The organism is Caballeronia sp. A2-2, assembly GCF_057612605.2.
Window position 1 is genome coordinate 2,767,003 of record NZ_CM172587.1, and the last position, 21,997, is coordinate 2,788,999.

Here is a 21,997-nt window from a genome sequence, read left to right on the forward strand (position 1 = left end):
GCTGCGCTCTCCTGATCATGCGACGCGCCTACGTTCAATGAATCGTCGGCCCGGAATCCTTGCGCGGTTCGTCGTCTTCGTCGTCCTCGTCTTCGCCTTCGACGGAGAGGCCGTCCGCACCATGCGCGTGCTGATGTTCGATTTCATCTTCCGTCGCGTCGCGCACTTCCTGCACCGACAGCGCGAAACGCAGCGCCATGCCCGCCAGCGGATGATTGCCGTCCAGCACCACCTTGTCTTCGGCCACGTCCGTCACCGTGTAGATGAGCGCGTCGATGTCGTCATCGCCATCTTCGGGCGTGCCTTCGAACTGCATGCCGACTTCGAGCGGTTCGGGAAAGCGCTTGCGCTCCTCGACCTTCACGAGTTCGGGATCGTATTCGCCGAAGGCATCCTGCGGTTCGAGCTGAATGGACGTTTGATAACCCGGCTCCTGACCGTCGAGCGCTTCCTCGATCTTGGGGAACGTGCCATCATAGCCGCCGTGCAGATAGACCATCGGCTCGTCGCTTTCCTCGATCAGATTGCCTTGCGCATCCGATAGCTTGTACGCGACCGAGACGACGGTATTTCTAGCAATTTTCATTGGATCCTCCAAGACACAAGCCTCGATTATACGATGCCCAAGCGGCCACTCCACGCAACGCGTACAACCCTTCCCAGCGAAACCGAAAACACCGGCGCGCCTTCTCCCGATGAACTCACGCCGCTGTTGGGCAATCGCACGCCTAATCAGTTCATGCGGCGTTACTGGCAGAAAAAACCGCTGCTGATCCGGCAGGCGATTCCCGGTATCGCCGCTCCTTTGCCGCGTGATGAACTCTTCGCGCTCGCCGATCTCGACGATGTCGAATCGCGGCTCATCACGCATTTTCGAAACACATGGGATCTCGAACACGGCCCTTTCGCGCCCGATGAACTGCCCTCGGTCCGAAAGCGCGAATGGACCTTGCTCGTGCAAGGCGCGAACCTGCATGACGAGCGCGCTCATGCGCTGATGAACCGCTTCCGCTTCATCCCGGATGCGCGTCTGGACGATCTCATGATCTCCTATGCAACCGACGGCGGCGGCGTCGGCGCGCACTTCGACTCCTACGATGTCTTTCTGCTTCAGGTGCATGGCAAGCGGCGCTGGCGCATCGGCGCGCAGCGCGATCTCTCGCTAAAACCCGGCCTGCCGTTGAAAGTTTTACAGAACTTCGAGCCTGAAGAAGAGTGGGTGCTGGAGCCGGGCGACATGCTTTATCTGCCGCCGCATATCGCGCATGACGGGATCGCGGAAGGCGAATGCATGACCTGCTCCATCGGCTTTCGCTCGCCTTCCGTACACGAACTGACGGCGCAGTTTCTCTATCATCTGGCCGAGAACATGGGCGAGCCGCCCGAGCATGCGAAGTCCGGCGCGCGTTATCGCGATCCGAATCAGCCGCCGGTCGATACACCCGCTGCTTTGCCCGTCTTACTCACCGAACGGGTTGGCGCGATCCTTGCGCAGATCAAATGGAATGAGAAGGATGTGGCAGCGTTTTTGGGCAGCTATTTGAGCGAACCGAAATCCAATGTCGTATTCGATCCGCCTGCGCGTCCATTGAATTTGCAAAGATTCGTTGAGCGTGCGAAAAAGACCGGCGTGAAGCTAGACCGAAAGACGAGCTTGCTCTATGACGCTAACTCGTATTTTGTTAATGGAGAGGCAGCGGCCTTAACTGCGAAAGCCAGAAAATGGCTGCCTGAATTAGCCGATTCACGACGCTTGGAGGGGAAACGCTTTGTAACACTTACAGGCGATTCAGCAATGACATCGCTGCTTCACGAATGGTATTGTGCGGGCTGGATTCAGACGGACCTTTGAGCTTGATGCATGCCTGAAATGCGAGTGTTAAAAAGCATCTCAGCACATGCATGAAACGATGGTTTTGCTGTTCCGCAATATGAAAGTTTGTATGAGAAAGACAACGTATCGGCCCCCGATTTATACACGGTCGTTGCGAAAGTGCCTATAATTTCCGGCCAAGCCGTAGGTTGTCTCACACCAATAAAAGATTGTGAGGCTCCACAGCGGCCCAGGTCGGTGTTGGAGCACACATTACCGGTACTTTGCGCTGTTGCTTACCTTTAACCATAAAAGGACGTGATCATGAAGAAATCCCTCCTCGTAGCATCCCTGTTGGCTGCTGTTGCTCTTGCTGCATGCAACAAGTCTAGCGATTCGGCTGCTCCGAGCGCTGCAAGCGATTCGTCGGCTGCTTCGGCTCCTGCCGCTGCCGCTTCGGACGCTAACGCAGCTGCATCGAGCGCTTCGGCCGCGGCAAGCGACGCAGCTTCGGCTGCTGGCGCTGCTTCGGACGCTGCTGCTTCGGGCGCGGACGCTGCAGCTTCGGCTGCTGCTCCGGCTTCGGGCGCAAGCCAGTAAGGCTTGGCGTTTCGCCACGGGCCGCGCAAGCGGTCCGAACAAACGAAAAAACCGGCTTTCGAGCCGGTTTTTTTGTCTCTGCATTCCTACGCTTTAGCGCTTTAGCTTAGAGCGAGAGCCAGTCGAAGCCTTCGTCCTGCGATGCCACCACGACATCCGGCAAGGACGCGCCAAGCGCACCGGCAAGCGCCGCCTGCGCCAGATGCGGCAAATTGTTTTGCTGACTGAGATGCGCGGCGACCAGATGCCGCAACCTGGAACGATCGAGCGCCGCGAGAATGGCGGCGGCTGCATCATTATTAAGGTGTCCGTGCGTCCCGCGAATGCGCGCCTTCAGTGAAGGCGGATAACGGCTCGCGGCCAGCATGTCGAGATCGTGATTGGATTCGAGCACAAGGGCATCACAGCCGCTTAGCACGCTCGTGATATGCGGTGTGGACACGCCCACATCCGTGAGCACGCCAAGCCGGCTGGCGCCATTCGAGAACACGAATTGAAGCGGCTCGCGGGCATCGTGCGGAACGGTGTAGGGCAACACGCTCAGATCGCCGATGACGACGCTCTCATCGCCCCACAGCACGCGCAGATCGACGTTGGCTTCATCCGCGCCCACCGCGCGCGCGGTGCCCCAACTCATGTACAGCGGAATGGACCACTTGCGCGCCAGCGTCAGCGCGCTGCCGATGTGATCCGTATGCTCATGCGTGATGACGATGGCATCGAGCGTGTCGACGCTGCAGCCCAAACGCAGCAAACGCCGCTGCGCCTCCTTCGCGGAGAAGCCGCAATCGAGCAGGATGCGCGTGGTCGTGGTGCCGCTCGATGCCTCGACCAGCAGCGCGTTGCCTTCGCTACCGCTGCCGAGGCTGGCGAATCTCACGGTCTCGTCGCCCCGTGCTTAGTTCAACTGCGCGTGCAGCAACGACACGATGCGCTGCGCATCGGAGGACGTGTCGGGCTGACCGTTCGCATCGACCACGACGACTTGCGTCACTGCATCCGCCTTCGGCTTCACGTTGACGAGGAACTGGCGCGTCGGCAGTTTCGAATCGCTCGAGAACCACTTGCCGAACAGCCCTTCCTTCTTCAGATCCTGCATGGAGTCCGAATAATGCACGTAATAGATGCCTTTCTCGCGGTCGCGATTATCGACCGTGAAGTTCGTGCGATCGAGCGCGAGCCCCACACGCAGCCACGCACGATCGAATGGCTCGGCGAGGTCGAGCGCGGACGCGCCGCCGTTCTGCTCCACCGCGACCTTCGCGCCCGCCGGACGCGCCTTCGCAATCAATTGCTTGCTCTGGTCTTCGGTCAGGCCGAACTTCTGCATCATCTTTTGCAGAATGACGGCTTCGAGCGCCGGATTGCGCGGACGAATTTCCCAACGTGAAGATGTCTTGTCCTGACCGGTCAACACTTCTTCCATCGCGCTGTGCGTGACGGAAATATCCGTCGATCCATCCGATGCACGGTCCACTTGCGTGCGGAACATATCGCGCGTGCCGGACGAATACGCGAAATCGAACAGCTTGCCGACACTGTTGCGGAACCAGTCGCTCGGAATGTTCGCGCGATTCTCCGCCCAGTCCGTCGCCATGATGCCGCTCTGCGGCGAGTCGGTCTTGAGCGTGAGGCCCGTGTCCGCCCAGAACTCTTGCAACTGCGGCCAGACCTGATCCGGCGTGCGACCGTCGATGACGAGCCAGCGGCGATCGCCGTCCTTCTCGACGTGCATGCCGTAGGGGTCCTGCGTATTCGGCACGCCGAGCGTCAGGTTGCCTTGCGGCGTTGGCTGACGCGAGGCCGTTCCGCCCAGCGTGTTCACCGGCGGCGGTGCGGCATAGCGCTGGCTGATATCGGCCGTGGACAAGTCCGACGGCACCGCCAGATTCGGCGCGGTTTCGGCCTGCTTGTAATTGACGCGGTCCGGCGCGAGCCAGTCATTGAGCGTGTCGCAACCGGCCAACGCGAAAACGGCGCCCGCGGTGAGCGACAGCATGCCCAGACGCCTGGCTTGAATGTGAAGAGCGGAACGTTTCATGAGGTCCTTCTTTGCTGCGATAACGCTTGGGCCGTGCGCCGGCCCTGGACTTGCAGGGAACGGCGCGCGCGGGCGGCGATTAAGGATGAGTAAGAGAGCACATGACGATGGTGGATCGCGGCACCGTGTTCGCGCCGCATGCCGCCGAGGTCAGGCTAGCAGCCCGGCGTCGCGCAATGCATCACGCACGATGTCGTGATAGCGCGCATCGAGCGGCGTGAGCGGAAGACGAATGCCGCCTTCCATGCGGCCGAGCGCTTGTAGCGCCCATTTGGCCGGGATCGGATTCGATTCGCAGAACAGATTCTTGTGCAGCGACAACAGCTTTAGATGAATACGGCGCGCGGTGATGGCATCGCCCTCGATAGCCGCGCGGCACAACTGGCTCATTTCCTTCGGCGCGACATTGGCCGTCACCGAAATATTGCCGTGGCCGCCGAGCAGCATGAGCGCGATGGCCGTGGGATCGTCGCCGCTATAGATGCCGAAGTGCGCCGGTGCGTGCTTGATGAGATGCGCCGCGCGGTCGATGTTGCCCGTCGCTTCCTTCACGCCGATGATGCCCGGCACTTCCGCGCAACGCAGGATGGTCTCGTTGCTCATGTCGGCAACGGTCCGGCCCGGCACGTTATAGAGAATCACCGGCAGATCGACGGCTTCCGCAATCGCGCGAAAGTGGCGATAGATGCCTTCCTGCGTCGGCTTGTTGTAATACGGAACCACTTGCAGCGTGGCGTCGGCGCCAACCTTTCTGGCTTGCTTCGACAGTTCGATGGCCTCGGCCGTCGAATTGCCGCCCGCGCCCGCGATGATCGGGAAACGCTTCGCCGTGTGCTCGACGGCGGTCTGGATCATGAGGACGTGTTCCTCGACCGACAGCGTGGCCGATTCGCCGCTCGTGCCGACCACGACGAGACCGTTCGAGCCTTGCTCGATATGCCAGTCGATCAGCTTTCGAAACGCCGGCAGATCGAGACTACCGTCCTCGTGCATCGGTGTGACGATGGCAGGAATGCTGCCGCGGATCGTGATGCCGCCGTTGGTTCCGCCGTTGGTTCCGTTTGTCATGAAACTCTTGAATTTAATCGTGAATTTAATCGCAAAAAGGCGATCTACCGCGATTGTAGCGGATTAGCCGGGCAACACGTAACGTGGCGGACCCGGAGGCGTGTTACGAAACGTGAGCGTGTCGCGAGAGCCCGGTTCGCTGCGAACTGCGCAAATCCGTTGCACGAAGGCAGGATGCGGCGCGTCGAGAAAGCCATCTTCGAAGGCGATCACGCGCAGGCGGCCACGCACGGCTTCGAGCAATTCGCCCGCATCGAGCAAGAACGCCGGATTGGACGGCTTGCCGACGGTCTCGTTCCCTACCGCGAACGTTTCGTAGATCAAGACGCCGCCCGGCGCGAGCGCATCGAACAGATGACCGAACAGCGGCCGATGCAGATAGCGCGTGACGATCACGGCATCGAACGTTCGGTCGTGCTTGAACGGCCACGGTGCGCCTTCGAGATCGGCCTGCAAGGTGTCGATGTTTTCGCATGCGGACATCGATTCCAATGCTTGCGGGTCGCGGTCAACGGCGAGCACCGTGTTACCGCGCGAGCCGAACCATCGTGCGTGACGGCCATGACCCGATGCGACATCGAGCACGCTCGCGCCGGGCGCGATGAGATGCGCCCAGCGCGTGACCCAATCGCTCGGCGTGCCGGCGTCAGTCGCCATCAGTTGTAGGACAGGCCCATTGCTTCGCGCACATCGCGCATGGTTTCGGTGGCGAACTTGCGCGCCTTGTCGCAGCCGTCCGCGACGATCGCGCGCAGCAGCGAAGGATCGTCCATGTACTTCTGCGCGCGTTCGAGCATCGGCTGTTGTTCACGCAGAATGCCTTCGATCACCGGCTGCTTGCAGTCCAGACAGCCGATGCCCGCGCTGCGGCAGCCCTTCTGCACCCATTCGTGCGTGGCCTCGTCCGTGTAGACCTCGTGCAGCTTCCACACCGGACATTTGTCAGGATCGCCCGGATCGGTGCGGCGCACGCGGGCGGGGTCGGTCGGCATCCTGCGAACCTTCTGCTCGATGGTCGCCGCATCTTCACGCAAGCCGATGGTGTTGCCGTACGACTTCGACATCTTCTGGCCATCGAGACCCGGCATGCGCGACGCTTCGGTCAGCAACACCTGCGGCTCGACCAGAATGAGCTTGCGCGCGCCTTCCAGATAGCCGAACAGACGCTCGCGGTCGCTCATCGACAGGCTCTGCGATTCCTGCAGCATGGCGCGGGCTTGTTCGAGCGCTTCGTCATCGCCTTCCTGCTGATAGGCGACGCGCAGTTCGTGATACAGCTTCGCGCGCTTGCCGCCGAGCTTCTTCGCCGCGTCGAGCGCCTTCTCCTCGAAATCCGGCTCCTTGCCGTAGAGATAGTTGAAGCGCCGCGCGATCTCGCGCGTCATCTCCACGTGCGGCACCTGATCTTCACCGACCGGCACCAGCGACGCGCGATACAACAAAATGTCCGCTGCCATCAGCACCGGATAGCCGAGAAAACCGTACGTCGAAAGATCCTTTTCGCGCAGCTTTTCGATCTGTTCCTTGTAGGTCGGCACGCGTTCGAGCCAGCCAAGCGGCGTGCCCATGCCGAGCAGCAGCGACAACTCCGCATGCTCCGGCACGCGGCTTTGAATGAAAAGCGTGGCCTGCGCCGGATCGATGCCGGACGCGAGCCAGTCGATCAGCACTTCCCAGACGTTTTTCTCGATGACCTCGGGCGTTTCGTAGTGCGTCGTGAGCGCGTGCCAGTCGACCACCGCGAAGAAGCACGGATATTCGGACTGCAGCCGCACCCAGTTTTTCAGCACGCCGTGATAGTGGCCGAGATGCAGCGACCCGGTGGGCCGCATGCCGGAGAAGATACGGTCAGGGAACATGATGTTATGGAAAGAGTGATGCGAAAGGATTCAGGATGGCCGATACCGCCGCGTAACCGACGCTCACCAGCGGACTGAGCCAGAACCGCGTGAATACGCTCGTCATGATGAGCGCCATGACGATCCAGACGCCGTACGGCTCGATCTTCTGGAGCGTGACGGCGGCGCGCACGGGCAGCAGCGCCATCAAAACGCGTCCGCCATCGAGCGGCGGCAGCGGGAAAAGATTCAGCACGCCGAGCACGAGATTCACGCTGATGCCGGCCTGCGCCATGCGCGTGAAGAACGCTTCATCGACATGAAAGGCGGTCATGAGCACGAGCAGCACGCCCCACAACAATGCCTGCACGAAGTTGCTGGCCGGGCCTGCCGCCGCGACCCACAGACTACCCCAGCGCGGATTGCGCAGGTTGCCGAACGCGACCGGGACGGGCTTGGCATAGCCGAACATGAACGCGCCGCTGGTGACGAAATACAGCACGAGCGGCATGACGATGGTGCCGATGGGATCGATATGGCGCATCGGGTTCATCGACACGCGGCCGAGCACGTAAGCCGTGTTGTCGCCGAGCAGACGCGCGGCGTAGCCATGCGCGGCCTCGTGCAGCGTGATCGCGAAAATCACCGGGAGCGCGTAGACCGCGATGGTTTGTATCAGAGAGGGATCCATGGGGCGGTATTGTAACAAGCAGGCCGTGTCGGACAGGCGCTTGCGGCGCCTTCTGCATGCATGATGGCGCGAATCGCTCAAGTCCGTCTTTAAAGAGCGGAAAGCGCTTTCAGGAGGCTTCCGCCGTCAGGCCGAAAGGTTCCAGACTGCCGCGTCCGGCGCGCACGAGCACCGGTTCCCCACCCGACAAATCGATCACCGTGGAAGGTTCCGCCGCGCACGCGCCCGCATCGATCACGAGTTCGATCTGCTTTTCGAGCCGCTCGCGGATTTCCTCGGCATCGTTGAGCGGCTCGGTGTCGGGCGGCAAGATCAGCGTCGTGGCGAGCAGCGGTTCGCCCAGCGCTTCGAGCAGCGCCAGCGTGATCTGATGATCCGGCACGCGCAGTCCGATGGTCTTGCGCGACGGATGCGACAAACGCCGCGGCACTTCCTTGGTCGCCTTCATCACGAACACGTAAGGCCCCGGCGTCACCGATTTGATGAGCCGGTATTGCTGGTTATCGACCATCGCAAAGTTGGACAGCTCGGACAAATCGCGCACCAGCAGCGACAAATGCTGCTTGTCGTCGATGCCGCGAATCCGGCGCAAGCGCTCGACCGCGTCCTTGTCGTCGAGATGGCAAGCGAGCGCGTAGCTCGAATCCGTCGGCAAGGCGACGAGCCCGCCATCCTTGATGATCTGCACCGCCTGATTGATCAGCCGCGGCTGCGGATTGTCCGGATGAATGCGAAAGAATTGAGACATGGCGACGCCTTCTTGTTTCGTTCGTGTTCGCGTGAGGAATGGTGTGACCGCGCCGACGCTCGCTTGCATCGACGAAACGCCTTCGCGAAAAGTGACCGCGATGCAAGGAGCGTGCGCAATGTCACGCGCCACCGGCAGCCGTCAGAGCCAGCGCTCCCAGACCGGCTTCAGATCGTCCGGCAGCATCGGCAACTGGCCAAGCTCGACGCGCCCTTCGCCCGCACCGTGGAAGTCCGAGCCGCGCGAGGCTTCGAAGCCGTAGCGGCGCGCGACATCGGCATATTCGCGGTACTGATCCGGCGTATGACTGCCCGTGATGACTTCGATGGCATGCCCGCCCATCTGGATGAATTCATCGAACAGCGCGGAGAACTGCACCGGCGTGTAATCGTAGCGTCCCGGATGCGCGATCACAGGCTCCCCGCCCGCGCCGCGAATCCACTTCATGCAATCTTCCAGCTTCGCCCAGCGATGCCCGACGAAGCCCGGCTTGCCCTCGCCGAGATAACGCGCGAACACTTCCGACGTATTCTTCGCATAACCCTGATCGACGAGAAATCGCGCGAAATGCGTGCGCGAGATCATGTCGGGATCGTCGGTGTAGCGCAGCGCGCCTTCGTGGGCATTCGGAATACCGACCGCCGCAAGCGCCTCGCCGATGGCCGCACCGCGCGCCGCACGCCCGTTGCGCGTGGATTCCAGCCCCTTCTCCAGTTCCGCGTTGTCGGGATCGACATTCATGCCGACCACATGCAGCGTCTTGCCCGCCCACGTCACCGAAATCTCGACGCCCGGCAGATAGCGCATGCCGAGCGCTTCCGCCGCCGCGCGCGCTTCACGCTGACCGCCGAGTTGATCGTGATCCGTGAGCGACCACAGCGTGACGCCGCCCTCATGCGCGCGCCGAGCGACCTCGGAGGGCGAATACTGGCCGTCGGAAACGGTGGAATGGCAATGCAGATCGGCGTTCATCTTGGTTTCTAAGCGTTCCCTGACATTCTACTTTAATGGGATGACATGCGGCTCATGCAGAGATGTCCGCAAGAAGCGTTCACGCACAGAAGTCTTCGATCATCGCGGCGACGCGCTCGGGCTGATCGTGATGAATCATGTGGCCCGCATCGCTGATGAACGCTTCGCGCCAGTCGGGGATCGCGGCGAAACGCGCCTTGTATTCGGGAATCGGCGTTTCGCCTGCGAGCCATTTGAGCGTCGGGGAATTTTCGGCTTCGACGTGCAGCACTTTTGCGCGCACGCGGGACCACATCGCCGTGACTTCATCGAGTCGATACAGCGTCGGGCCGCGCAGCTTGTGCGCCGGATCGGCGAGCAAGTGGAAGCGCCCGTCCGCTTCCTGCCGCGACCAGTGTTGCGCGAGAAATTGCGCGCGCGTTAACGCCAGACGCGGATTCGTCTTGATGAGCCGCTCCGCGACTTCATCGAGCGTGGCGTAGCTGCGCAGGTCCGGCGGCGCGCGAAGCTCGTCGAGCCAATGCGCGATGCGTCCCGGCGCTTGTCCCGGATGCGCCGCTGGCAAGCCGAAGCCTTCCAGATCGACCACGCGCCGCACGCGTTCGGGGCGCACGCCCGCGTACATCAGCACGACGTTCGCGCCCATGCTGTGGCCGGCGAGATTGACTTCGCCTGTCGGCGCGTAGTGATCGAGGATCGCGTCCAGATCGGCGAGATAGTCCGGGAAGTAGTAGTGGCCGCCGCCCTTTTGCGCGATCGGCCAGTCGGACAGGCCGAAGCCGCGTGCGTCCGGCGCGAGCACTTGCCAGTTTCCGGCGAGCTCATCGACCACGAACTGGAAGGAAGCGGCCACGTCCATCCAGCCGTGAAGCATGAAGATCATCGGCGCGGACGGGTCGCCCCAGCGCCGGACGTGCAAACGCGCGCCGGGCGCATCGACAAAATCGGAGCATGACGCCTTCATATTTTTATCCTGTTTAGTTTAAATTTGCGATTGTTCGTTGTCGTCGAGACCGGCGAGCGCGCGAAGTTCTGCCTCGTCGAAACCTGCGTCGCGGCGCGCTTCGAAGTTGAACGGGCCGCGTAGTTTGGGCGCGTGGTACTGCGCTGCAAGCCGCGCGTACGTTGGATGCGGGTCGAGATTCGCGGCATCGCAGAGATGACGGAACCAGCGATTGCCGATCAGCACGTGGCCGATTTCATCGCGAAGGATAACGTCGAGGATGGCCGCCGATGCGTGATCGCCCGCCTGCGCAAGCCGTCGCCGGATGGGCGGCGATGCATCGAGCCCGCGCGCCTCCAGCGTGCGCGGCACCAGCGCCATGCGCGCGAGCACGTCGGCGCGCGTGCGTTGCGCCATGTCCCAGAGCCCGTCGTGCGCGGGAAAGTCGCCGTATGTGTGGCCGAACTCTGCCAATCGCGCACTCAGCAGCGAAAAGTGATGCGCTTCCTCCGCTGCGACTTTCAACCAATCAAGATAAAAATCATGCGGCATCGATGGAAACCGCCACACGGCATCGAGCGCGAGATTGATCGCGTTGAATTCGATATGCGCGAGCGCGTGCAGCAGCACCGCGCGACCCGCATCCGACTGCATGCTGCGCCGCTTGAGCGACGATGGCTCGACGAGCAATGGTTTCTCCGGACGCCCCGGCAGATCGTCCGGCTCGGCGAAAACGGCCTCCGGCACAATGCGCGCGGCACTCTTGAACAGCGCCTGAGCCTGCGCAGCCTTCTCCGCGGGATCGCGCAGGCGAAGGACTTGGAGCGCGGCGGCGCGGGCATCGGAAGGAAAAAAGGCATCCTGCATAAGACTTTCTCGACGGGGAAGGCGTGGACGGGCGCGGCGTCATGGCACCGCAAACGGCTAAAATGTTAAACGCGACGCAGGATTTGAAACAACGCCCGGCACGTTCAGGAGACCCAGTGGCCATCTACAAGCTCGGCGAAAACGCCCCGACCATCCACGAAAGCGTGTTTCTCGCGGATACCGCGACCATCATCGGCCAAGTCACGCTGGAAGAAAACGCGAGCGTCTGGTTCGGCGCGACTTTGCGCGGCGACAACGAGCCGATCGTCGTCGGCCGGAACAGCAATATTCAGGAAGGCGCGGTGCTGCATGCGGACCCCGGCTTTCCGCTGACGATTGGCGAAGGCGTCACGGTCGGCCATCAGGCCATGCTGCACGGCTGCACCATCGGCGATGGCTCGCTGATCGCGATTCAGGCCGTGGTCTTGAATGGCGCGGTGATCGGCCGCAACTGTCTGGTTGGCGCGGGCGCCCTCGTCACCGAAGGCAAGGTGTTTCCGGACAACAGCGTGATTTTGGGCTCGCCTGCACGCGTGATACGTCAGGCGACGGACGCCGACATCGCCCGCATGCGCGGGTCCGCGGCGAGCTACACGGACCGGCGCGAATTTTACAAGGCGCAGCTAGTGCGCATAGGCTGACGTTGCATCCAATCGATGCAGACGCGCCTCGACACCCAAGGAAGAGTTGTGAACGACCAGTTGCAGAAATTCATGTTCAACGCGGCGCCCGTGCGCGGCGAGATCGTCTCGCTGCGCAATACGTGGCAGGAAGTGCTCACGCGCCGTTCCTATCCGCCCGCCGTGCGCAATGTGCTCGGCGAGATGATGGCCGCGTGCGCGCTTCTGTCGGCGAATCTCAAGTTCGACGGTACGCTCATCATGCAGATCTACGGCGACGGTCCCGTGAAAATGCTGGTCGTGCAGTGCAGTTCGAACCTTTCGCTACGCGCCACTGCGAAGCTCGCTGACGGCGCCGAAGGCACGCTCGACGCCGGTGTGTCGCTCACCGACCTGCTGAACCGGCACGGCCACGGGCGCTGCGTCATCACGCTGGACCCGGCGAACAAGAAGCCGGGGCAGCAGCCGTATCAGGGCATCGTGCCGCTGTCGGGCGAGCATGGGCCGTTGTCGTCGATGGCGGAGGTTCTGGAACAGTACATGCATCATTCCGAGCAGCTCGACACGCGCATGTGGCTCGCAGCGGATACGGATCGCGCGGTGGGCATGCTGCTGCAAAAGCTGCCGGGCGATGGCGGTATCGTCCCGCACCCAGGCGAACACGATGCCGATACGTGGACGCGCGTCTGCCACTTGGGCAGCACGCTTTCCACTGAAGAATTGCTGAAGGAAGAACCGGAAACGTTGTTCCGCCGTCTGTTCTGGCAGGAGAACGTGCAGCACTTCGAGCCCGCGCCCGCGCGTTTTCAGTGCTCGTGCTCGCGCGAAAAAGTGGGCGGCATGCTCAAGATGCTCGGGCGTGAGGAAGTGGACAGCGTGATCGCGGAGCGCGGCAGCGTGGAAGTGCACTGTGAGTTCTGCAATCAGCGCTACGAGTTCGATCCGGTGGATGTGGAGCAACTTTTCGTGTCGTCGGGAATCTTACAGGGAGTAAGCCCGGCGTCCGGCCAGCGGCATTGAAGGGGTTCCGATCGGGGTTCCAATCCACGCATCGTTCCCCCTCCGGTGAGGCTTGAACGGCGCGGTATGATTGGATTCCTGATGAGTTTGTCCGGCCCGCTGGAGGTCGAAAAAAATGAACACCGCAACTGCAATCGCTACCCTGAAACTTTCCATGTGCGCCGGCCTCGCGGCAACGGCCGCCGGCTGCGCGATGGACCCGCCCGGCCCGTCGCCCATTTATAGCCGTCTGCCGAATACGCCCGTGCAGCAGCAACAGGCGCTCACGCCGCAGCAGCAGATGGACCGCTATAACGCCATCGACAAACAAGCGCTGGCGGAATCGCAAAAGGCCGCGCAAATGGGCAACGACGCCAAGATGATGTCGAACTACTACACGCCGCAGCCGGTTTCCATCTACGGCGGCTATTCGAGCGGTGGCTGGGGCTATCCCGGCTGGGGTTCGGGTTGGAGTGTCGGCACGGGTTACGCCTGGTAAGTCTCGAAGGCAACGCCCAAACAAAAGGCGCAACCGGTTTCCCGGCTGCGCCTTTTTTAATGCCTGCAACGTGTGTCTTTACGGCTTCTTCTTTGCCTCAGCCGCCTTTTCCTTCTGCGCTTTTTTATCCAGATCGCGCAATTCCTGCTTCGAGCGCGACACCGGATTGGGCACCACCCGCAACGGCGCGGACGAAACCTGCCCGCGCGTCGACCCGTTCATCCCCGGCACATTGGCCGAGTTGACGGGCGCGGTCGAATTGGGCGCGACGAACTGCACGAACACCTCGCTGTCCTTCACCATGCCCATCTCGTAGCGCGCGCGTTCCTCGACGGCGCTGGTCCCGCTTTGCAGGTCCTGCACTTCGCCTTGCACGCGCTCGTTGCGCAATTTGAGCGTGGTGTTTTTGTCCGTCTGTTGCACGAGCTGCTGCTGCAATTCGTGCACGCGCAGCCAGCCGCCATGACCCCACCACAGCGGATACTGAATCACCGCCAGCAACAAGACTAGAACGACAGTTACAAGCCGCATTCGAGGAGCCGAAATGAGCGCCGCCCGGCGGCCTCGCGCGAAGGCGAGCGCCGTGGGCGGCGGGCTGAAGATGAGATAACGTCGTCCTTATCGGCCAAAGCGAGAAAAGCTTTAGCGCAGGTTGTAGAACGCCGATTTGCCCGGATAGCTTGCGATATCGCCGAGGTCTTCCTCGATACGCAGCAGTTGGTTGTACTTCGAGATGCGATCGCTGCGCGACAGCGAACCGGTCTTGATCTGACCGGCGTTCAACCCCACGGCGATATCCGCGATGGTCGAATCTTCGGTCTCGCCCGAGCGGTGCGAAATCACCGCCGTGTAACCCGCGCGCTTGGCCATTTCGATGGCCGCGAAGGTTTCCGTCAGCGTGCCGATCTGATTGATCTTGATGAGGATCGAATTGGCGATACCCTTCTCGATACCTTCCTTCAGGATGCGCGTGTTCGTCACGAACAGATCGTCGCCCACGAGTTGAATTTTCTTGCCGAGGCGATCGGTCAGGATCTTCCAGCCATCCCAGTCGCTTTCGTGCATGCCGTCTTCGATGGAAACGATCGGGAACTTGTCGGCGAGCGCCGCCAGATAGTCCGTGAATTCGGCTGACGACAGTTGCAGGCCTTCGCCCGCCAACTGGTACTTGCCATCGTGATAGAACTCGCTCGCCGCGCAATCGAGCGCGAGCAGCACGTCTTCGCCCGCGCGATAACCGGCCTTCTCGATAGCCTGAAGCACCGTGGAAAGACACTCGTCGTTGCTGCCGAAGTTCGGCGCGAAACCGCCTTCGTCGCCCACGGCCGTGCTCATGCCGCGATCGGCCAGAATCTTCTTGAGCGCGTGGAACACTTCCGCACCGCAACGCAGCGCTTCGCGGAAGGTCGGCTGGCTCACCGGCACGATCATGAATTCCTGGATGTCCAGGCTGTTGTTGGCGTGCGCGCCGCCGTTGACGATGTTCATCATCGGCACCGGCAGTTGCATGGCGCCCGAGCCGCCGAAGTAGCGGTACAGCGGCAGGCCGGCTTCCTCGGCGGCGGCCTTGGCGACGGCCATCGACACCGCCAGCATGGCGTTCGCGCCCAGACGCGACTTGTTGTCCGTGCCGTCCAGTTCGAGCAGCGTCTTGTCGAGGAAAGCCTGTTCCGAGGCGTCGAGGCCCATGATGGCTTCGGAAATCTCGGTGTTGATGTGTTCGACGGCCTTCAGCACGCCCTTGCCGCCGTAACGGCCGGTTTCGCCGTCGCGCAGTTCGATGGCTTCGCGCGAACCCGTGGACGCGCCCGACGGCACCGCCGCGCGGCCCATCGTGCCCGATTCGAGCAACACGTCGCATTCGACGGTGGGATTGCCTCGCGAATCGAGAATCTCGCGGCCGATGATATCTACGATAGCACTCATGGTTTCCTCAAGAAATGACGATGAATTCTGTCAGTCACAACGAAGCGCGTTGACGCCTGGCGCTTCATGGCTTCGCTCAGACCGTTCGATGAACCTCCGGTTCATCCGGCACGTCCGGTCCTTCCGGTGCATCTCGCATTCATGGGGAGCGGGCGCGCCTCGTCCGGTGTACGGATGGCGTCGCGCCGATGTCCTGCCTGCTCCTCCGCGCCGCTGGTCACTGCATATGACCTATTTTCGCGATAGGGACGCTCCGACGAAACGCCCGCTATCGTACCAACTCGCTTCAACTCTTCGCGCTATTTCAGTTGAAATCGTTTTCGAGGAAGGGGCCGCTCTTCACCGCGCGATCCAGCGCGATCAGCGTTTCGAGCAGCGCTTCCATGCGATGCAACGGCACCGCGTTCGGTCCGTCCGACTTCGCGCACGCCGGGTCGGGATGCGTCTCCATGAACAGCCCGGCGATGCCTGTCGCCACCGCCGCGCGCGCCAGCACCGGCACGAACTCGCGTTGACCGCCCGAACTCGTGCCCTGCCCGCCCGGCAACTGCACCGAGTGGGTGGCATCGAACACGACCGGCGCGCCGGTTTCCCGCATGATCGCAAGCGAACGCATGTCCGACACGAGGTTGTTATAACCGAACGACACGCCACGCTCGCACGCCATGAAGCGGTCGTCCGAAAGCCCCGCATCACGCGCCGCGTCGCGCGCCTTGTCGATCACGTTCTTCATGTCGTGCGGCGCGAGAAACTGGCCCTTCTTGATGTTCACCGGCTTGCCCGAACGCGCGCAAGCGTGGATGAAATCCGTCTGACGGCACAGGAACGCGGGCGTTTGCAACACATCGACGACCGAGGCCACCGCTTCGATTTCTTCCTCGGCATGCACGTCCGTGAGAACCGGCACGCCAAGCTGCTTCTTCACTTCGCCGAGAATGCGCAAGCCTTCATCCATGCCCGGCCCGCGATACGACTTGCCCGAACTACGGTTCGCCTTGTCGAATGACGACTTGTAGATGAACGGAATACCGAGCTTCTGCGTGATTTCCTTCAGGCGTCCGGCAACGTCGATCGTCATCTGTTCGGACTCGACCACGCACGTGCCCGCGATCAGGAAGAACGGCTTGTCGAGACCGGCTTCGAAGTGACAAAGCTTCATGCCTGCGCTCCTGCGGTCGCGTGGCTCGCCGCTGCCGACGCATTCGCGCCGGTGCCTTGCGTATGCGCACGCGCGGCTTCGACGAACGCCTTGAAGAGCGGATGCCCGTCACGCGGCGTCGAAGTGAATTCGGGGTGGAACTGCACGCCGACGAACCACGGGTGCAGCGACTGCGGCAACTCCATCATCTCGGGCAAGTCCTCGCTCGGCGTGCGCGCGCTGATGATAAGTCCGCCCGCTTCGAGCTGGGGCACGAAACGGTTATTGACTTCATAACGGTGACGATGACGCTCGTTCACATCCGTGCCATAAATGCGCTCGGCCATGGTGCCGGGCTTGATCGGGCACTTCTGCGAACCGAGGCGCATGGTGCCGCCGAGATCCGATTCCTCGCTGCGCTTCTCGACGCGGCCCGCACGGTCGTACCACTCGGTAATCAGCGCGACCACCGGGTTGTTCGTGTCTTGATTGAACTCGGTGCTGTTGGCGTCCGTGAGGCCCGCGACATCGCGCGCGAATTCGATCACCGCGAGCTGCATGCCGAGGCAAATGCCGAGATACGGCGTCTTCGATTCGCGAGCGTATTGAATCGCCTTGATCTTGCCTTCCGTGCCGCGACGGCCGAAACCGCCCGGCACGAGCACAGCGTCGAGATGCTTGAGCGCATCCGTGCCTTCGGCGTCGATCTGCTCGGAATCGATATATTCGATGTTGACCTTGGTCGACGTGTGAATGGACGCATGACGCAGCGCCTCAATCAGCGACTTGTACGACTCGGTAAGTTCGATGTACTTGCCGACCATGCCGATGGTCACTTCGCTCTTGGGATTCTCGAGCTTCTGCACGAGGTCCGACCACATGGACAAATCGGCCGGTTGTGCCGAGAGCTTGAGTTCCTCGCAGACGATGTCGTCCAGATGCTGATCGTTGAGCATCTGCGGAATCTTGTAGATGCTGTCCGCGTCCCACACGGAAATGACCGCTTCTTCGTGCACGTTCGAGAACAGCGAAATCTTCTGGCGTTCGTCGTCGGGAATCGGGCGGTCGGCGCGGCACAAGAGCACGTTCGGATAGATACCGATTTCGCGCAGCTTCTGCACGCTGTGCTGCGTGGGCTTGGTCTTCAGTTCGCCCGCGGTGGCGATGTACGGCACCAGCGTCAGGTGCACGAAGCACGCGCTGTTGCGGCCCCGGCGCAAGCTCATCTGACGCGCGGCTTCGAGGAACGGCAGCGATTCGATATCGCCCACCGTGCCGCCGATTTCGACGATCGCCACATCCGGCTCGCCGCAGGTGGCCGCCGCCGCGCCGCGCTCGACGAACGCCTGAATTTCATTGGTGATGTGCGGAATGACCTGCACCGTCTTGCCGAGATATTCGCCGCGCCGTTCCTTGCGGATGACCGATTCGTAAATCTGACCCGTGGTGAAGTTATTGGCCTTGCGCATCTTCGTGCTGATGAAGCGCTCGTAGTGGCCGAGGTCGAGGTCGGTTTCCGCGCCGTCTTCCGTCACGAACACTTCGCCGTGCTGAAACGGGCTCATGGTGCCGGGGTCGACGTTGATGTAGGGATCGAGCTTGAGGAGAGTGACTTTGAGACCGCGCGATTCGAGGATCGCGGCGAGGGAGGCGGCAGCAATACCCTTGCCAAGGGAAGAAACTACGCCGCCGGTGACGAATACATATTTGGTCATCGCTAGATGCTCGCGGGAAAAACGGATTATACCGTAAAGGCCCGGTCTCCTGAGGCGCGCGGACGGTCGAAATGCGTCATGAAGGATGCTGCTCGCGCCCTTGTAACTACGCCGAATGCGCGTCCGGCATCTGACCGAGAAGACGCCGCACCGCGCGCGCCGTTTCGATGGGACGCTCCATCGGAAAAAGGTGACTGCCTTCCATCCATTCGAGGCGGTTTCCGGCGATGCGCTGCGTCATCGAAAGTCCCACGTGCCGCACTTCCGGCGAATGCGTCCCCGCGATGAACCCGACCGGCACCGGCGCGCCATGCGCAAGCCGCGCGCCGAGCGTGTGCGGCAGCGTGCGGTAAATCGTGTATTCGACGCCGCGATCGAACGCCAGCGTGCGCGTGCCGTCGGCTTGCGTCTGCGGAATCGCATGATCGATGTAGTCGGAGAGCATGCGTTCGTCCCAGCGCGCGAAGGCCGGTTTCGCGTGGAAATGCCGCCATGCTTCGTCGCGGCTCGCCCAATGCGTGCGGCGGCGTTTCGTGGCGGCGGCGGGCGACAGGCGCTCGTCGAGTCCCGTCCATTGCGTGAAGCGCAGCAGGCGGCTTTTCCATCCCGCGATCACCGGCGAATCCAGCATGATCACGCCCTTCACCCATTGCGGACGCCTGAGCGCCGCCAGCAACGAAAGATAGCCGCCCAGCGAATGCCCGACGAGCCAGACCGGCACGGGCTCCGCGCGTTCGCGATGACGGTTCATGTCCGCGAGCAGTTCATCGACGAGATGCGGCCAGTCCTGCGTGACGGGAAAGCGCGCGTCATGCCCGTAACGCTCGATGCTGCGAATCTCGTAGTCGTCCGCGAGTTCGGCGAAGATCGTGCGATAGGTGGACGCCGGAAAGCCGTTCGCGTGCGAGAAATGAATTTTGTCCTTCAAGCGCTTTCTGTCTCCGTGGCTGGTTTCATTGCTTTGTTTTCAGCGATCCATCCAGTAGCGCGCGTGCGCGTCCCGAAAGCGTTCGAGCACGATCTCTGTGCCGATGTCGATACGCGCCGCGCCGTTTTCATCGCTACGTGCAAGCGCGATGGAACGCATGCCGTAACGCGCGTACACGGTCGGGTTCGGATGGTGAAAGCGGTTGCGATAGCCTACCTGAAATATCGCGGCGCGCGGCCCGACGGCATCGAGGAACGGCTCGGTCGATGACGTGCGACTGCCGTGGTGCGGCACGATCAGGACATCGGCGTGAAGCAAGGCGGAATCACGCGCGATGAGTTCGCGTTCGACGTCGGCTTCGATATCGGCGGCGAGGAGTGCGGAACGTCCTGACGCGTTGGTCGCTTTCAGCACGCAGGATGTGCGGTTCGGCTTGCCGCCGAGCGCGTCTTCGATGGGCCACAGCATGCGGAATTCGACGCCATCCCAATGCCACGTCTGACCGGCGATGCAGCGCAACGTCTGCGTGCCGCGTGCGCGTGCATCGGACCAGAGCGGATGATCGTCGGGGAGCGAGGCGAGCAGTTGACGCACCGCCACGGTTTGCAAGACGGCAGGCGCGCCGCCCGCGTGATCCGAATCGGCATGACTCACGATGAACGCATCGAGCGTATGCACGCCTGCCGCGAGCAAATACGGCGCGACGATCCGCTCGCCCGCGTGCGTGGATTCCGGGCCGGGACCGGCATCGAACAGCAATGCGTGATGCGCGGTCTCGATGACGAGCGATGAGCCTTGGCCGACATCGAGCGCGGTCACGCGGAATTCGCCCGTTGGCGTGGCGTTGGGCGTTGGTGCGAGCAGTGGCAAGAACGTGAGCGGCACGGCGAAACGCAATGGCCATCCGCGAGGCGCGAGTGCCCATGCGACGCCTGCGACAGACGCAGCAAGTGCGAAGGCATCGGGACGTGGGAGATGCCAGACAGACACGCCGTTTGTATATCGGCCAAGCATGGCGAGCGCGTCGCACAACAAAGAGAGCGCTGCGTGCGCCGTTTGAAACGCGACGGCATCGAGCGGTGCGGGAAGGATCACGCCAGCCAGCACGGCGGGCGTCACGACGAGACTGACCCACGGAATCGCGAACGCGTTGGCGAGCGGTCCGAGCAGCGGAATCTGCGAGAACCAGTAGACGGTCAGCGGCGCGAGTGCGAGCGTCACGGCGTATTGAACGCGCGCGGCGGAACGTAGACGATGCATCAAGCGCGCGGCGATCACGCTCGTTACGCGTGCTGGAACGATGCGAATCGACGCGAACCGCGAGCGATGGAACGCGCGTTCGGCTTCATCGACTGACGCGGCAAAGTCGTCCGTCAATGCGGCTTGAATAGCGATATCGCGATCGTTCCAGTCGATCTGCAAATCACCTTCCACGCGCGCCCTTTTTGCCTGACGTCCCGCCGATGTCATCGCATGGAGAATCGCGGCGACCGCGCAAAACGATAGCCAGAATCCCGGCGATGTCACCGCCCACGGGTCCGCAATCAACACCGCGGCAAGCGCCCAGCACAGCACGAGCGACGAGGCCGGCCTGCGTCCACGCAAGTACGCCACCGCGATGAAACACAGCATCCACAACGCGCGTTGTGCTGGCACGTTCAAGCCTGCAAGCGCTGCATAGAATGCCGCGAAGATTGCCGCGCTTGCAGCCGCAATCTTCGGCGCGCTAACAAGCAAAGGCGCACGCACGCTCAAACGTTTCCACACGAAGCCGCAAACAAACGCAGCCAATCCCGCGACGAAGCCGATATGCAGCCCGGAAATCGCCACGAGATGACTCGTGCCGGTTGCACGCATGAGCGTCCAGTCGGCATCGCTGACGGCGTTTTGCGCGCCTACCGCGAGCGCGATGACGATACCGCGATGCGGCGCATCACCCAGCACGGATTCGATACGGGCGCGAATACGAGATCGCATCCGATCGAGCGCGATCAACGGACCATGCGCATCGGAAAGTCGATGTGCCGAGCGCGCATCCGACACATAACCCGTCGCGCGAATGCCGCGTTCGAGCATCGATGCTTCCATGTCGCGCAAGCCGAAGTTGGCTTCGCTGTGCGGGCGCTTGAGGCGCGCTTTCAGCGTCCAACGCTGACCTGCTTCGAGCATCGGCGCGGTTTGCGATGCATCGCTCATCCAAGTCAGTCTGACGATGCGCGGAAAGTGATCGATGCCTAAGTCATTGGTCTGCACGTCGAACAGAAACCGCGTGCCTTCATCGCCCGGTTCGGGCAGGCCGCGCACGATGCCGGTGAGCGTGATGTCGCGTTGCTCGTAGCTTGCCGGAAGTTGCTCCGCAAGCCGCCATTCGGCGCGCAACGCGGCATAGGAGAAACCGAGCGACATCGCGGCGAGCACGCATAACGCGACTGTGCGCCAACGCATCGCGCCGAAGATTAACGCGCAGGAAAAGACGACAACGCCCCACCCCGGCAACGTCGCCTGCTGCTGAAGACACCACACGCCTAATGCAAACGCCAGCAAACCCGCACGCACACATCCTCGCTCGTCTCACGGAAACACCACCGCTT

21 protein-coding genes are annotated in these 21,997 nt (G+C 62.1%); 4 read left to right on the forward strand and 17 right to left on the reverse strand.

Annotated elements, in window-relative coordinates:
• Nucleotides 1-34: 34 nt before the first annotated feature.
• Nucleotides 35-586, reverse strand: coding sequence for an FKBP-type peptidyl-prolyl cis-trans isomerase (locus ACZCWR_RS13145; RefSeq protein WP_487301179.1), 552 nt, complete (start codon nucleotides 584-586; stop codon nucleotides 35-37).
• Between the two features lie 33 nt (nucleotides 587-619).
• Between ACZCWR_RS13145 and ACZCWR_RS13150 the strand changes: the two genes are divergently transcribed.
• On the forward strand, nucleotides 620-1,852 hold the full coding sequence (locus tag ACZCWR_RS13150; protein ID WP_487301180.1) for a JmjC domain-containing protein: 1,233 nt from the start codon (nucleotides 620-622) through the stop codon (nucleotides 1,850-1,852).
• 667 nt (nucleotides 1,853-2,519) lie between these two features.
• Here the strand turns inward: ACZCWR_RS13150 and ACZCWR_RS13155 are convergent.
• The 10 genes from ACZCWR_RS13155 to ACZCWR_RS13200 form a co-directional block, all read right to left on the reverse strand.
• Nucleotides 2,520-3,293: an MBL fold metallo-hydrolase gene (locus ACZCWR_RS13155; protein WP_487301181.1), complete on the reverse strand. Its 774-nt coding sequence runs from the start codon at nucleotides 3,291-3,293 to the stop codon at nucleotides 2,520-2,522.
• Nucleotides 3,294-3,311: 18 nt separating this feature from the next.
• Nucleotides 3,312-4,454 (reverse strand): NlpB/DapX family lipoprotein, encoded by a 1,143-nt coding sequence (bamC, locus tag ACZCWR_RS13160; protein ID WP_487301182.1) that lies wholly within the window; start codon nucleotides 4,452-4,454, stop codon nucleotides 3,312-3,314.
• 150 nt (nucleotides 4,455-4,604) lie between these two features.
• Nucleotides 4,605-5,522 (reverse strand): 4-hydroxy-tetrahydrodipicolinate synthase, encoded by a 918-nt coding sequence (gene dapA / locus ACZCWR_RS13165; RefSeq protein ID WP_487301183.1) that lies wholly within the window; start codon nucleotides 5,520-5,522, stop codon nucleotides 4,605-4,607.
• A gap of 63 nt (nucleotides 5,523-5,585) precedes the next feature.
• Nucleotides 5,586-6,179 (reverse strand): class I SAM-dependent methyltransferase, encoded by a 594-nt coding sequence (locus tag ACZCWR_RS13170; RefSeq protein ID WP_487301184.1) that lies wholly within the window; start codon nucleotides 6,177-6,179, stop codon nucleotides 5,586-5,588.
• Nucleotides 6,179-7,381: a tryptophan--tRNA ligase gene (locus ACZCWR_RS13175; protein WP_487301185.1), complete on the reverse strand. Its 1,203-nt coding sequence runs from the start codon at nucleotides 7,379-7,381 to the stop codon at nucleotides 6,179-6,181. The genes ACZCWR_RS13170 and ACZCWR_RS13175 overlap by 1 nt, the downstream gene beginning before the upstream one ends.
• 4 nt (nucleotides 7,382-7,385) lie before the next feature.
• Entirely contained in the window at nucleotides 7,386-8,051 is a 666-nt protein-coding gene (locus ACZCWR_RS13180) for a site-2 protease family protein (RefSeq protein WP_487301186.1), read from the reverse strand.
• Between the two features lie 109 nt (nucleotides 8,052-8,160).
• Nucleotides 8,161-8,799 (reverse strand): L-threonylcarbamoyladenylate synthase, encoded by a 639-nt coding sequence (locus ACZCWR_RS13185; RefSeq protein ID WP_487301187.1) that lies wholly within the window; start codon nucleotides 8,797-8,799, stop codon nucleotides 8,161-8,163.
• A 141-nt stretch (nucleotides 8,800-8,940) separates the two neighbouring features.
• Nucleotides 8,941-9,771, reverse strand: coding sequence for a 3',5'-nucleoside bisphosphate phosphatase (locus ACZCWR_RS13190; protein WP_487301188.1), 831 nt, complete (start codon nucleotides 9,769-9,771; stop codon nucleotides 8,941-8,943).
• 79 nt (nucleotides 9,772-9,850) lie between these two features.
• Entirely contained in the window at nucleotides 9,851-10,735 is an 885-nt protein-coding gene (locus ACZCWR_RS13195; RefSeq protein WP_487301189.1) for an alpha/beta fold hydrolase, read from the reverse strand.
• 18 nt (nucleotides 10,736-10,753) lie between these two features.
• Nucleotides 10,754-11,581, reverse strand: a complete 828-nt coding sequence (locus ACZCWR_RS13200) for a ferritin-like domain-containing protein (protein ID WP_487301190.1) — start codon at nucleotides 11,579-11,581, stop codon at nucleotides 10,754-10,756.
• Between the two features lie 116 nt (nucleotides 11,582-11,697).
• Between ACZCWR_RS13200 and ACZCWR_RS13205 the strand changes: the two genes are divergently transcribed.
• The 3 genes from ACZCWR_RS13205 to ACZCWR_RS13215 all read left to right on the forward strand — a co-directional run bounded on the left by ACZCWR_RS13205 (nucleotide 11,698) and on the right by ACZCWR_RS13215 (nucleotide 13,699).
• Complete coding sequence (locus tag ACZCWR_RS13205; RefSeq protein ID WP_487301191.1) at nucleotides 11,698-12,222, forward strand: gamma carbonic anhydrase family protein; 525 nt, start codon at nucleotides 11,698-11,700, stop codon at nucleotides 12,220-12,222.
• 48 nt (nucleotides 12,223-12,270) lie between these two features.
• Nucleotides 12,271-13,221: an Hsp33 family molecular chaperone HslO gene (gene hslO / locus ACZCWR_RS13210; RefSeq protein ID WP_487301192.1), complete on the forward strand. Its 951-nt coding sequence runs from the start codon at nucleotides 12,271-12,273 to the stop codon at nucleotides 13,219-13,221.
• Between the two features lie 115 nt (nucleotides 13,222-13,336).
• Nucleotides 13,337-13,699 (forward strand): hypothetical protein, encoded by a 363-nt coding sequence (locus tag ACZCWR_RS13215; protein ID WP_487301193.1) that lies wholly within the window; start codon nucleotides 13,337-13,339, stop codon nucleotides 13,697-13,699.
• 78 nt (nucleotides 13,700-13,777) lie between these two features.
• Here the strand turns inward: ACZCWR_RS13215 and ftsB are convergent, their stop codons facing one another.
• From ftsB to ACZCWR_RS13245, 6 genes are all read right to left on the reverse strand, one after another.
• Nucleotides 13,778-14,230, reverse strand: a complete 453-nt coding sequence (gene ftsB / locus ACZCWR_RS13220) for a cell division protein FtsB (protein WP_487301194.1) — start codon at nucleotides 14,228-14,230, stop codon at nucleotides 13,778-13,780.
• Between the two features lie 111 nt (nucleotides 14,231-14,341).
• Nucleotides 14,342-15,625, reverse strand: coding sequence for a phosphopyruvate hydratase (gene eno / locus ACZCWR_RS13225; RefSeq protein WP_487301195.1), 1,284 nt, complete (start codon nucleotides 15,623-15,625; stop codon nucleotides 14,342-14,344).
• A gap of 304 nt (nucleotides 15,626-15,929) precedes the next feature.
• Nucleotides 15,930-16,784, reverse strand: a complete 855-nt coding sequence (gene kdsA / locus ACZCWR_RS13230) for a 3-deoxy-8-phosphooctulonate synthase (RefSeq protein WP_487301196.1) — start codon at nucleotides 16,782-16,784, stop codon at nucleotides 15,930-15,932.
• A complete protein-coding gene (pyrG, locus tag ACZCWR_RS13235; RefSeq protein WP_487301197.1) occupies nucleotides 16,781-18,478 on the reverse strand; it encodes a CTP synthase in 1,698 nt (565 codons plus the stop codon). Before pyrG ends, kdsA begins: the two co-directional genes overlap by 4 nt.
• A 106-nt stretch (nucleotides 18,479-18,584) precedes the next feature.
• Nucleotides 18,585-19,406, reverse strand: coding sequence for an alpha/beta fold hydrolase (locus ACZCWR_RS13240; RefSeq protein WP_487301198.1), 822 nt, complete (start codon nucleotides 19,404-19,406; stop codon nucleotides 18,585-18,587).
• 39 nt (nucleotides 19,407-19,445) lie between these two features.
• Nucleotides 19,446-21,962 carry a DNA internalization-related competence protein ComEC/Rec2 gene (locus tag ACZCWR_RS13245; protein ID WP_487301199.1) on the reverse strand — a complete coding sequence of 839 codons (2,517 nt, stop codon included), beginning with the start codon at nucleotides 21,960-21,962 and terminating at the stop codon, nucleotides 19,446-19,448.
• Between the last annotated feature and the right edge of the window lie 35 nt (nucleotides 21,963-21,997).